The 12,667-nt window shown below is 61.8% G+C and carries 10 protein-coding genes; 4 read left to right on the top strand and 6 right to left on the bottom strand.

Annotated features, from left to right (window positions below; genetic code table 11):
* Window positions 1-73 precede the first annotated feature (73 nt).
* The 6 genes from IG627_RS16480 to IG627_RS16455 all read right to left on the bottom strand — a co-directional run bounded on the left by IG627_RS16480 (window position 74) and on the right by IG627_RS16455 (window position 9,504).
* The gene (locus tag IG627_RS16480) at window positions 74-3,700 is read right to left on the bottom strand and encodes an ATP-binding protein (RefSeq protein ID WP_193193638.1); all 3,627 of its coding nucleotides are present in this window, start codon (window positions 3,698-3,700) and stop codon (window positions 74-76) included.
* Window positions 3,701-3,848: 148 nt separating this feature from the next.
* Complete coding sequence (locus IG627_RS16475) at window positions 3,849-4,577, bottom strand: DUF4194 domain-containing protein (RefSeq protein WP_193193636.1); 729 nt, start codon at window positions 4,575-4,577, stop codon at window positions 3,849-3,851.
* Window positions 4,570-6,015: a Wadjet anti-phage system protein JetA family protein gene (locus IG627_RS16470; protein WP_193193634.1), complete on the bottom strand. Its 1,446-nt coding sequence runs from the start codon at window positions 6,013-6,015 to the stop codon at window positions 4,570-4,572. The genes IG627_RS16475 and IG627_RS16470 overlap by 8 nt, the downstream gene beginning before the upstream one ends.
* A gap of 15 nt (window positions 6,016-6,030) precedes the next feature.
* The gene (locus tag IG627_RS16465; protein ID WP_193193632.1) at window positions 6,031-6,216 is read right to left on the bottom strand and encodes a DUF3012 domain-containing protein; all 186 of its coding nucleotides are present in this window, start codon (window positions 6,214-6,216) and stop codon (window positions 6,031-6,033) included.
* Window positions 6,217-6,320: 104 nt separating this feature from the next.
* The gene (cysS, locus tag IG627_RS16460) at window positions 6,321-7,697 is read right to left on the bottom strand and encodes a cysteine--tRNA ligase (RefSeq protein WP_193193630.1); all 1,377 of its coding nucleotides are present in this window, start codon (window positions 7,695-7,697) and stop codon (window positions 6,321-6,323) included.
* Between the two features lie 133 nt (window positions 7,698-7,830).
* The gene (locus IG627_RS16455) at window positions 7,831-9,504 is read right to left on the bottom strand and encodes a glutamine--tRNA ligase/YqeY domain fusion protein (RefSeq protein ID WP_193193628.1); all 1,674 of its coding nucleotides are present in this window, start codon (window positions 9,502-9,504) and stop codon (window positions 7,831-7,833) included.
* Between the two features lie 124 nt (window positions 9,505-9,628).
* Between IG627_RS16455 and IG627_RS16450 the strand changes: the two genes are divergently transcribed.
* The 4 genes from IG627_RS16450 to IG627_RS16435 all read left to right on the top strand — a co-directional run bounded on the left by IG627_RS16450 (window position 9,629) and on the right by IG627_RS16435 (window position 12,646).
* Complete coding sequence (locus IG627_RS16450) at window positions 9,629-10,126, top strand: peptidylprolyl isomerase (protein WP_193193626.1); 498 nt, start codon at window positions 9,629-9,631, stop codon at window positions 10,124-10,126.
* A gap of 86 nt (window positions 10,127-10,212) precedes the next feature.
* On the top strand, window positions 10,213-10,938 hold the full coding sequence (locus IG627_RS16445) for a UDP-2,3-diacylglucosamine diphosphatase (protein ID WP_193193624.1): 726 nt from the start codon (window positions 10,213-10,215) through the stop codon (window positions 10,936-10,938).
* A 98-nt stretch (window positions 10,939-11,036) separates the two neighbouring features.
* Complete coding sequence (locus tag IG627_RS16440; protein WP_193193622.1) at window positions 11,037-12,197, top strand: saccharopine dehydrogenase NADP-binding domain-containing protein; 1,161 nt, start codon at window positions 11,037-11,039, stop codon at window positions 12,195-12,197.
* A complete protein-coding gene (locus IG627_RS16435) occupies window positions 12,194-12,646 on the top strand; it encodes a DUF2269 domain-containing protein (RefSeq protein ID WP_193193620.1) in 453 nt (150 codons plus the stop codon). Before IG627_RS16440 ends, IG627_RS16435 begins: the two co-directional genes overlap by 4 nt.
* Window positions 12,647-12,667 lie beyond the last annotated feature (21 nt).

Here is a 12,667-nt window from a genome sequence, read left to right as displayed (position 1 = left end):
TTTGGTTCTTTTGTGGGGGAGGGGGGGGGCTCCCCCCCCCCCCGCCGCTCCTACAGGGAGAATGCGCCGACTATTAAGTTTCCACCAACTCCATAAAATCCAGCGACGCCTGCTGGCGTATCGTGCGGCGGTGGTTGGCCCAGAGTTCGGAGATCCTGTCCCGGTTGCAGACCTTGCGGTCCACATAGACCCGGGTGTTGAGCTGGCCAATGGGCCTGGCACTCGGGCACTTGCTGAACACAAACTGGTTGGAGATCAGATCCATAAAGGGTCCGGACTTGCTGCTCGGCATGATAAACAGCAACTGCAGGCCGAGGGTTTCCGTCAGGTAGCGGATCACCTCTTTCGAACGGGATTCATCCATCTTGGAAAAAGCCTCGTCCACCAGCACCATCTGCAGATGACTGCTGCCTTCATTGAAACGGAAAGCCGAAGTCACCGCTGCCGAACGGATGATGTAAGCCGGAGTCTCCAGCTGGCCGCCGGAGCCGGTACCGTACTGGCTGAGTGCAATGGGTTCCTTGCCCTCCGGTTCCTTGAAGATCTCGTAATTGCGGTAATTCCTGTAGTCGCTGATCCGATCCAGCTCGCGCCGCGCCAGCTGTTCGTCTTCGCTGAGCAACATATCCAGAAGCCTGTCGCGCACCTTCATTTGCGTTGAGGATAATTGGGCGTCGAACAGGCTCTCCTCCTCGCCCAGGTTCGGCAACTCGATTACTGCCTTGAAGAAATTCCAGTATTCCCGGAACTCCGGCACCCAGCTATAGGCAAAACGGAAGCGCTCGCGGTCGGCACCGAAGCGGTGGTGCTCCAGCTCCCTGTTCAGGTCGTCCAGTACCCGCTTGCCATCATTGATGGATTGGTAAATGGCATGGCACAGGTGGGTGACGAAGGTGGTATTGAAAGATTTCTTCAGGGCCTGCAGCTGCTCGTGGCGGTCTACCAGCAGATTGTTCTTGAGTCGATTGCGCAGCGCCGAGACCTGCTCTACCAATTGGATTACCAGTTTGAACTGGCCCTCGTCGTGGCCGACGGAAAAGTCGGGATCGAACATCAGGGTGTCGCCGGTACTGCAACTGCTGTTGTAATCCTTCACTCCATTGAGCAGCTGGCTCTGGTACTTGCTCAACAGGCCCTGCCACTCTTCGATGTCCCGGGAAAAGTCGAAACTGCCACCGGCCTTCGCCGCCTGCTCGTCGGCTCTCTGCAGTTCCGTCTCGGCATCGAAGTCCGGGCGAATTTTACCAATGCGGGCAACCGCAGCCTCGCAGTCCGACAGGGTTTCCTCCAGCCCATCCAACTGGCCGGCAAGCCCCTTCAGCTGTTTGTCGATATTCTCCAGGTCGCCTTCCAGCTTGCCCTCGTGCTTCTGCAGGCCCGCCTGGTTCTGGCGTTCGTTTTCCAGGTTTTCCTGCAGCTCCTGCGCCTGCCGCTCCAGCTCTGCGCCATCCTCCAGATCCAGGTTGGCCAGCGCCTGCTCCGCATCGCGCAGTTCCCGCTGGGCGGATAAGGCCGCGTCGACACTCGCCAGCAGATCCAAGCGCGTAAAACTGCGCAGTGACTGTGCGAACTGGCGAAACTGGCGCTGGGTTTCGGTGACCTGGGAGGCCTCCACCAGCAGCTGTTCCAGCGCCTGCTGCTGGGCAGCCAGCGCACGGGCACGGGCGCCCTGACCAAAGACCAGTTCCGCCTCATCGATATCACAGCGCCACATGCTGTAGTTGCCGCTGGCAAGTCCGTCCGCGGTGAGGCCGCGGCGGGTGCCGCGCAGCTCTTCCGCATCGCGCACCTGCAGCACGGAACCGTAGGAGGCGCGCAGGTAGTATTCCGCTGTCTTGTGAGAGAATGACATCAGGTCGAGAATGGAGTTTTTCGGCAACTCCAGCCGCTCCGCATCGCGGCGCGCCTTGTCCCCCTGGATCACCCGTGCGCGGTTATTGCGGCCTGCCATATTGCGCACTATGCGAATGGCCTGCGCCTCGTATTCCGGCTCGACGATGATCGAGAAGCGCGCACCGCCGAGGTAGCCCTCCACCGCCATCTGCCAGCGCTCGTCCAGCACTTCGACAAAGTCGCACAGCACCTGCGGCTCCGCCTTTGGGCACTGCTCGCGGATGGCCGCCAGCGCCTGCTCCACGGATTGCGGATAGCGCACGCGGTTGGATTGCAGGTGGTGGATACGGCTCTCCTGGGCGTGCAGTTGTTTCTGCAGCTGCTGGACGCGCAGTTCACCGCGGGAAACCAGTTCCAGGGCCTGTTCGCGGAGGGAGGTCCCGTCGGAATCATTGCCAGCCACCTGGTTGACGAGGCGATTCTGCAGGGTTTCCGCCGCCGCTACCTGTTCGCGCACGGACTCCTGGGCAGAGAGGTCTATCCAGTCCCTACCCAGCAGCCTGTGCAGGTCGGGCAGGTCGTCCGCCCTGGCCACCGCTTTGACGATCTTCAGCAAGGCGTGGTCGTTGAGGGCCGGGATGTCCATGGCGATGGACGTGGATCCGACCAGCTCGATGAAATCGGACGCCGCGCTGCGGTTGGCTGCGAAGATCCGCTGCTGCGCCGACAGAGGATTACCCAGCGCGGACAGGGCGTTATTGGCCTCAACGATCTTGTGCTCCAGCTCGTCTTTGGTGCGCAGGGCGGCTATCCCCTGGCGCTGGGCCTCCACCGCCACCAGGCGCTGGGAGAGTTCGCGGCCACGCTGTTCGGCGATGCGGATCTCCTGCACCGTGCGCTCCAGGTCGGCGCGCGCCTCCAGCTGCCGGTTCTTGCCCTCGAGATAGGTCTTCTGCACCTGTAGTTGGCGGTGTTTGGCCTGCAGGTATTCCTGTATTCGCAGCCGCTGCCACTGCTCGCTGTAGAGGTCGGCGGATTCCGCAATTCGCTGGAGGGCGCCCACCCGATCGACGATTTCCCGCGCTTCCTGCTCCATGCCGTGGATGGTTTTCATCAGCTCGGATACCGAGCGTATCGCGTCGCCCAGGTCGCGCTTCTCCAGCACCTCCTGGGCAACGAAATCGTTGATACTCTTGACCGGCTTGTAGGCCATAAAATTGGAGAAAGTCCGCGCCGCGTGCATGGCCTCGCGATCCGGCACCGCATCGCGACGACCGCGCAGGGCACCGTAGAGGCGGCGCAGGTAGGCCTTTTTCTTGTCGTACTGCTCGATCTTGTCGAACTGTTTGCCGAGTACCGAATAGAACTTATCCAGTGGCAACAGGTGTTTGCCATCCTTGTACTCACGGATAAAGTCGCCGATGGACAACTGCTCGCCAGGGAAAATAAAGAAGCGCAGATCATCCTGGCGCGCCTGGGCCGGCTTGCTGCTGGTATCCAGGTGCGCGCGGATTGCCATCACCGAGGTGAAGGGATCGCCGTCTTCCCCAGCGGTGGGATAGAAGATGCCGGTGATATAGCAATCGGTCGGCTGCAGGCGCGCGTAGCTGCCATCGTCGCAGCCGAGAACATAGGAACCCAGGGTGCGCACCTGCTTGCCACCGCGGCCGCGCTGGGTGGTCTCGTCCTGACCCGGGTTGAAGGTGAACAGGGTGTCGTGGGCGGCGGTCATCAGGGTCTGGATCGCATCGGCCGCCGTGGTCTTGCCGGAGCCGTTGCCACCGGAAAACAGGTTGATGGGACCGAATTCATATTCCAGCTGGGGGATATTGCCCCAGTTGATCAGGATCAGTTTTTTTAGAAACATATTTTAATTGCACGCCAGTGGCTGCTCATTGTGTCAATTGTCTGACGGTGCTCGCAGCTTTCTCGTCATTCCGGCGCAGGCCGGAATCCAGGTGCCACCATTCTGGATACCGGCCTGCGCCGGTATGACGATAGCAAGCGGCGGGCTTCTATATTTCGTGACTGCTTTCCGCTTCTTTGCCGGCGAAAAGACTGTGGTCTTCGCTGTCAGGTGTAATGCGCTGCTCGGGTTCTTCTTCTGTTATTTCCTGCCGCTGCCCGTCGAACAGCTGCTGCAGCGTCTCCTCGCTGACAAAATGGCCGATGGTCGGGCGCACCCGCAGCCAGATTTCCGCGAGCGTCTCCGCCTCATCACCGGCAAACTGGACCAGGCGCAATTGGCGCAACTTCTTCAACAGGCTTTTGCGCTCCGCCAGTTTGTCCGGCAGGGACATCTTCAGCAGGTTGCGCAGGCCCATTTCCAGCGCCTCGAGAGAGAGTGCGACACAGCCGTTCTCATCCACCTGCCCTTCCCTCAGCGCCTTGTCGTATTCCACCCGCAACACCAGTATGGCCGCCACCTCCTGCTGGGTCAGGCGCGCGCGGAAGCCACCGTGGTGGGGTTCCTCCTGGTCCGGCATGCCGGGCACCTCGGCACCGGGCGGATAGACGCGGATAAACTGGAAGCGGCTGTCGTGCTGCAGGCGCAGGCCCAGTGGTGCCAGCCACTCGCGGATCAGTGGTTCGCAGCGCTGGAAGCGGTCGTAGAGAAGGGTTTCCACCTGGCTCTCATCGCGGCAGATAACGCCGTAGTCCAGCAGGCGCACCAGCAGTTCGGAAAACTCCCCGCGGGTAAGCCTGCACTTTTCCAGCGCTTCTTCCAGGGCCTGTTCAATCACTGTCTGTCAGCTCCAGAATGTATTCGTCGAATCGGGCAAAATAATCGTTGCTGGCGGTCTCACCGGTGAATGCCACTTTGAGCGCTGCGGTCGCCCCCTGGCTCACTGCGACGGCTTCCAGTGCGTGACTCATCGCGAGCAGATCGCGGGCGTCCCTCAGTGGCAGGTCGCGACTGTTGATGCGGCGGCCGCTGCCCAGTGCCGCCTGCAGATAGTCGCGCAGTTCGCCACCGTTGAAGTTGAAGGCCTGGTCCAGTAATTGCTGCAGCAAAATTTCCTGGCGGCTGTCGTCTTCCAGCGGCACTTCGTCTTCCACCCGGGTATTCACCGGTTGGCGGCGGCTGCGCTGCCACAGTTGAGTCTGCTTCGGGTCGAACAGGCGCAGCTGGAAACCGCCCAGTTGCTCGCCGAGGCGCTCGAGCATATCGGTTTTATCCCCACTCTCACCCAGGCGCTGGCACAAGTCGGCAAACTCGCCCTCCGACTGGCTGTGCAGATAGCTCAGCTGACGGATGATGATATCGGCACGCTTGGTAAAACCCTGCAGCGCGCGGCGCAGCGCCGGTAGCTTGACCTCGCAGGCGCGGCGCATACGGTCCTCGATGGTATCCAGCATCAACCACAGTAGCGAACGGCCCTCTTCCACCAGCTCGGGCAGCAATTGCCGCAGGCGCTTTTCCCACTCGGCCTTGAGCGACTTGTCCTTGCGGCGGATACGCGCGATGACCTTGCCGATGGAGTCGCGGTGTTTTTCCACGCTATCGGCGGACAGGCGAATGGCCAGGTCCGGCTGGAAACGACTCTCCATAAAGGAAAAGAACTCGTCGGTGGCCTGCTGCACCAGCAGCTGCGCCTCCACTTCGCGCACCAGTTCCCGCTTGCGCTCCTCCAGTTCGGCGATCATGTCAGTGAAGTCGGCGACTATGCGCTCGGAATACTCCCAGGCGTCGATCAGGTCGTGGATCTCGCCCCTGCCGGCGAATGCCTCCAGGGAATTCAGGGTGTTGCGGGTGTTGCGGTGGCGGGTGCGCACGCGAGTGCTGTTCACTTCTACCAGTGGCTGGGTAAACAGGCGCCCGCGGCGGCTGAAGGGATAGGTGGCGGACAGGCTTGCGCTGTCCACCTGCTTCTCCAGCCAGCCGAATTCCACCAGGATGTTCAGCACCCAACCGGCCTGCTCGCGCAGGCTTTTAAATCTGTGCTCTCTATCAGTCGAGGACTCCGGCTCCTCAGCATTATCATCGCTGTCCAGCTGCGGCGCTCGGGTCAGGGCCTCGGCAAAGATCTCCAGAATCTGCTCGCGCGCCAGCGACTCTCCGTAGTCCGCCTTGGCGGTGTACAGGCGCTCGTACAGCAGGCGCAGGCATTCCACCACCTGCTCTCGGTATTTACCGGTCAGCGGGCGGAAGAAATGCTGGTAATTGTCGGCAAAAAACAACGGCGTGAAGTCCGCTTACTCTTCGGGCTTCTGGTTGAATACGCAGTATTTGGTGTAGTCGCTGGCGTCGTTCAGGGTCCACTCCCCCTTGGGGACTTCGTCCATTTTCTTGCACCACTTCTCCGAACCACGCTTGGGCTCGCAGGCGGTGAGGGTCAACAGGGCTGCGATGGAAGTAATCAGGACAAATATTTTTTTCATGGTTTATTTCTAGTTATTTCTGCAAAAAAATTATGCCGTCATGCCGGCGCAAAGCCTGTGCCGGAATGACGACTGCAATTGCTACTCTGTCACTAGCGGCGCCACTATTCCCTTCTCCATTTAGTTCCCTCGCGGCTGTCTTCCAGCACCACGCCCTTGGCTTTCAGTTCCTCACGAATCTCGTCGGCGCGGGCGAAGTTTCTGTCTTTCTTGCTCTGGGCGCGCTCGGCGATCAGCTGTTCGACCTCCTCTTCCGAGACTCCCTCCTCGCCACCGCGGGTCTGCTTGAACCAGGCCTCGGCGTCCTGCTGCAGTATGCCGAGCATTTCACCGGCGGACCGCAGCGCGCCCTTCAGGCGCGGCTTGTCGCCGGCGTCGGCCTTGTTCAGCTCCTTTGCCAGCTGGTGCAGTTCACTGATCGCGATGGGCGTGTTCAGGTCGTCCTCCAGCGCGGTCATAAAGGCAGAGCCGTCCAGGTCCGCCGGCACAGCTTCCACTTCTGCAGTTTCGCGCAGGGCACCGTAGAGGGAATCGAGGCTGCGTTGGGCCTGGTCCAGCAGGTCGGCGCTGAAGTTCAGCTCCGAGCGATAGTGGGCAGACAACAGCGCGAAGCGCAGCACTTCGCCCGGGTACTGGGTGAGCAGGTCCCTGACCAGGCGGAAGTTGCCCAGGGACTTGGACATCTTCTCTCCGTCGATATTGACGTAGCCGTTGTGCATCCAGTAGCGCACGAAGTCGACGCCGTTGGCGCAACAGCTCTGGGCGCGCTCGTTCTCGTGGTGCGGGAAGGTCAGGTCGCGGCCGCCACCGTGGATATCGATAGTCTCGCCCAGGTGTTTCTTGATCATCGCCGAGCACTCCAGGTGCCAGCCCGGGCGGCCGCGGCCCCAGGGACTGTCCCAGCCGGGCTCGTCTTCCCTCGACGGTTTCCACAGCACGAAGTCGCCCGCATATTTCTTGTAGGGGGCCACCTCGACGCGGGCACCGGCGAGCATATCGTCCAGGGAGCGCTTGGACAGCTGGCCATATTCGGGCATGGAGTCGACCGCGAAGAGCACATGCCCCTCTGCCGCGTAGGCGTGGCCCTTCTCGACCAGCCGTTCGATCATATCGATCATTTCCGGCAGGTGCTGGGTCGCGTAGGGAATGACATCCGGCTCCAGGTTGTTGAGCGCAGCCATATCTTCGAAAAAGGCCTCGGCGAAGCGCGCCGACAGTGCGCCTATCTCCTCGCCGCTGTCCCGCGCGGCTTTCATGATCTTGTCGTCGATATCGGTGATATTGCGCGCGTAGATCACTTCGCTGAAATTTTTCTTCAGCAGGCGGTAGAGGGTGTCGAAGACCACCACCGGGCGCGCGTTGCCGATATGCACGCGGTTGTAAACGGTGGGGCCGCAGACGTACATGCGCACCCGGTCTTCAACCAGGGGTTTGAAGGTTTCTTTCTGTCCTGTAAAGGTGTTGTGGAGCTGTAAGGCCATAGAATCCGATTGCGATTGAATGTGTTTCGGTGCCTTTCGGCAGGTTCCGAGTCGCTGGATTCCGGCCGACGCCGGAATGACGGTATCGAACTATCGTCATGCCGGCGCAGGCCGGTATCCAGTTTCTCCGCAGCTACTTGTTCTGTTCCTTGGCCCAGCTGTCGCGCAGGCCGATGGTGCGGTTGAACACCGGCTTTTCCGCTGTGCCGTACCTGCTGTCGCGACAGAAGTAGCCGTTGCGCTCGAACTGGTAGCTCTGCTCCGGTTCCGCCCGGGCTAGGCCGATTTCGGCCTTGCAACCCTGGAGGATTTTCAGGTTGTCCGGGTTGACGAAATCGAGGAAGTTCTTGTCGCCGGAATCCGGGGCCGGGTCGCTGAACAGGCGGTCGTAGAGGCGCACCTCACAGTCCACATTCTTTTCCGCCGAGACCCAATGGATCACACCCTTAGGCTTGACGCCGTCTGCCGGGTCCTTGCCCAGGGTATCCAGGTCCACGGAGCAGATGACCTCGACAATCTCACCGGCATCGTTTTTGACCACCTCTTCCGCCTGAATCACATAGGCGTTGCGCAGGCGCACCTTCTTACCCAGCACCAGGCGTTTGTACTTCTTGTTGGCCTCCTCGCGGAAGTCCTCTCTTTCAATATAGAGGGTGCGGGTGAACGGCAGTTCCCGCGCCGGCAGGTCGTCGCGCACCGGATGACCCGGGGCGCTGAGGGTTTCCTCCCGGCCTTCCGGGTAGTTGCTCAGGGTGACCTTGAGCGGCTCCATCACGCACATGGCGCGCGGGGCGTTCTTGTCCAGTTCGTCGCGGATGCAGTATTCGAGCATGCCGACGTCCACCACCGAGTCGGAGCGGGTCACGCCGATCATTTCGCAGAAGTTGCGGATGGCCCTGGGTGGCACACCGCGGCGGCGCTGGCCGGACAGGGTCGGCATGCGCGGGTCATCCCAGCCGTCCACGTGCTTCTCATCCACCAGCTGTTTCAGTTTGCGCTTGGACACCACCGTGTAGTTCAGGTGCAGGCGCGCGAACTCGTACTGGCGCGGGCGCGCCGGTACCGGCAGGTTTCCAATAAACCAGTCGTACAGCGGCTTGTGATCCTCGAACTCCAGAGTGCAGATGGAATGGCTGATACCCTCAAGCGCATCCGACTGGCCGTGGGCAAAGTCGTAACTGGGGTAGATGCACCATTTGTCGCCGGTCTGGTGGTGGGCCATCTTCTTGATGCGGTAGATGATCGGGTCGCGCAGGTTGATATTGGGCGCGGCCATATCGATCTTGGCGCGCAGGCTGCACTCGCCCTCCGCCATCTCTCCGTTCTTCATCTGCTCGAACAGCGCCAGGTTCTCCTCCACCGAGCGGTCGCGATAGGGGCTGTTCCTGCCCGGCTCGGTCAGGGTACCGCGGTAGTGGCGCGCATCCTCCGGGGACAGGTGGCAGACATAAGCCTTTCCCTCGCGAATCAGGTACAGGGCCCACTCGTGCAGCTGGTCGAAGTAATCCGAGGTGTATCTGGCTTCACCGTTCCACTCGAAGCCGAGCCAGGAGACGTCGCGCTTGATCGCGTCTACATACTCTTCCTCTTCCTTCGCCGGGTTGGTGTCGTCGAAGCGCAGGTTGCAGGTGCCGTCGAACTCCTGCGCCAGGCCGAAGTTGAGGCAGATGGACTTGGCGTGGCCGATATGCAGGTAGCCGTTGGGCTCCGGCGGAAAGCGGGTCGCCAGCTTGGATACCCGGCCCTCGGCCAGGTCTTCGCGAATGATGTTCTGTAAAAAGTGAGCGGGCTTGCTCTCGGATGTCATAGGATTCTCTATTACAGCTGTGCGAATGTAAGCGGCGGATTATAGCTCAGCAAAGGGAACCTTTTGCACTACTGTGGCCAGCGGGTATCATCCGCGTCCAGACTCACCCCAAATAGGATGTTTTATGATCACCCTGCATACCACCCACGGCGATATCGCCATCGAACTGGACTTCGAAAAGGCCCCCAAGACCGCGGCCAACTTCCTGCAGTACTGCCGCGACGATTTTTACACCGGCACCATTTTTCACCGGGTGATCGACAACTTCATGGTCCAGGGTGGCGGCATGACCCCGGACATGCAGCAGAAAGAGACCCGCGAACAGATCGAGAACGAGGCGGACAACGGCCTCAAGAACGACACCGGCACCCTGGCCATGGCCCGCACCATGGACCCCCACTCTGCCAGCTCCCAGTTCTTTATCAACGTGAAGGACAACGACTTCCTGAACTTCCGCAGCAAGGATCCGCAGGGCTGGGGCTACTGTGTGTTCGGCAAGGTGGTCGAGGGCATGGACGTGGTCAACAAGATCAAGGGCGCCAAGACCGGCAGCAGGGGCTCCCCCCAGGACGTCCCGGTGGAGACCATCGAGACCACCGGCGTGACTGTCGCCGAGGACTGATCCACTCCCCCCTGTAGGAGCGGCGGGGCAGCCATCCGCCCCGCCGCTCCTACAGGGGTCAATCCCACTCCGAGGAAGCGAGCACCGTGACCAGCTACCTGATCTCCGACCTGCACCTGGACGAGAGCCGCCCCGAAATCACCGAAGCCTTCTTTGACTTCCTGCGCGACCGCGCCGCCGGTGCCGAGGCACTGTATATCCTTGGCGACTTCTTCGAGGTGTGGATCGGCGACGACGACGATGCCCCACTGGCTGCCGAAGTGGCCGCTGAACTGGCCCGCTACAGCAACGGCGGCGCCGAGCTTTACCTGATGCACGGCAACCGCGACTTCCTGATCGGCCAGGACTTCGCCCACCGCGCCGGCGCCATACTGCTGTCGGACCCCAGCCTGGTGACACTCGGCGGACAGTCAGTTCTGCTGATGCACGGCGACAGCCTCTGCACCCGCGACAGCGAATATATGGCCTTCCGCCAACAGGCCCGCGATCCCAACTGGCAGGAGGCCCTGCTGGCCAAGCCGCTCGAGGAGCGCCGTGCCATAGCCGCACAGATCCGCGCCGTGTCCAAGTCCATGAACAGCCGCAAGGCAGAGGACATCATGGACGTGACACCGGAGGAAGTGGAAAAGGTGATGCGCGAACAGGGTGCGCGCACCCTGATTCACGGCCACACCCACAGGCCCGCACGCCACCAATTGACTGTCGACGGCAATCCGGCCGAGCGCATAGTGCTGGGCGACTGGGGCGAGTCAGGCTGGTGCGTCAAGGCGGATAAAGATTCCCTTGAACTGATCCGCTGGCCCATAGCATGATTTGCAGACCTCGGACGTAGGGTGTGCCGTACGCACCATCGAGGCCCGGCGGTGCGCACGGCGCACCCTACAAGGCAGCAAGGAGTGGAGGCCGCAGGGTGAAGAATCTCAACAAGCGCGTACTGATTCTCGGCGGCTACGGCACCTTCGGCGCGCGTATCGCGCGGATGCTCAGCAGTGAAGCCGATGTACAGCTGATCATCGCCGGGCGCGACAGATTCAAGGCGGAGCTCTGCGCCTCCAAACTGCCCGGCCTGGCCGAGGGCCTGCGCCTGGAGCGGGACTCGATCAACCTGGCTGCGCAGCTCGCGGCACTGCACCTGGACCTGCTGATTCACTGCGCCGGTCCCTTCCAGAAAGAGACCGACTACCGTGTCGCCCGCGCCTGTATCGAATCCCGCACGCCCTATATCGATATCGCCGACGCGCGCCGCTATGTGTGCGACTTCCACCGCCTCTCCCCCGCCGCCGAGACCGCCGGCATCACCATGATCTCCGGCGCCAGCAGCCTGCCGGCGCTCAGTTCCACTGTACTGAAAGAGATCCAGCGCGATCTGCCGACCATTCGCGCGGTGGACATCGCCATAGCACCGGCGCACCGCATAGAGCGCGGCCTGGCCACAGTGCGCGCCGGATTTGAATCCCTCGGCGAGGGCTTTCCACAGTTGCAGGACGGCGAATGGCGGGAGTCCTTCGCCGGCAACCATCTGCGCCGCGTCCAGCTGGCACACCCGGTGGGCGAGCGCTGGCTGTGTGACTTCGATGTGCCGGACCTGGAACTCTGCCCGCGCCATCTGCCGCGGGCGCGCGACGTCCGCTTCGCGACAGGACTGGAACCGCGGTTGCTGCAGACAGGGCTGACCCTGTGCGCCCACCTGGCCCGCCTGGACCTGCCCGCCACCAACCCGAGACTCGCCCGACTCGGCCACAAACTGGCCGACCACTGGCCCGGTGGCAGCAGCCACGGCGGCATGCTGATCCGCGCCGATGGCGAAAACCGGCGCGGCGAGCCCGGCGCTCTGCAGTGGCAGATACTCGGCCTCAATGGCGACGGCCCCTGGATACCGGCCGCGCCGGCGGCGGCCATGGCCCGCAAGCTACTGCGCGGCGCCGCTGCCAGGAATGGGGCACTGGCCTGTTGGCAGCTGCTGACCCTCGACGAAATTCTCGCCGAGCTGACCCCCTATTCCGTTGTCACCACGATGGAGCCACTGGAATCGCAATCCGGGGCGGCGCCGCGACCGGCCACCGCTACATGAATACTTACCTGACGCTCAAGGCCCTGCATGTACTCAGCGCTATGGTTGTTCTGGGCACCGGCATCGGCATCGCCTGGTACACACTGCGCGGCTGGCTTTCCGGGGACCTGCAGGTGTTTCGCTGGATCAGTCGCGAGACAGTGGCTGCAGACTGGATTTTTACCAGCAGCGCAATCGTGACGCTGCTGGGCAGTGCCGCCGGTATGCTCGCGATCAATCCGGGCTGGCTGCAGCAACCTTGGCTGCAAATGGCGATTGCGCTGACTGGAGCCGTTTTCCTGCTGTGGTTGCCAGTGGTGTTTTTGCAGTACCGGCTGCGGCTGCACGCGCACGAAGCCAGCGAGCGGGAGATTCACCGGGCCATGAAAATCTGGTGCACGCTCGGAGCAATCGCCTTCCCCTTGATGATCGCCATTGTCTACCTGATGGTGGTCAAGCCGGGTATCTAGATCCAACTCCCGCAGGGTGCG

It is taken from the genome of Microbulbifer taiwanensis, from assembly GCF_014904815.1.
Lineage (GTDB): Bacteria > Pseudomonadota > Gammaproteobacteria > Pseudomonadales > Cellvibrionaceae > Microbulbifer > Microbulbifer taiwanensis.
This window is presented reverse-complemented; position numbering and strand designations above follow the sequence as displayed.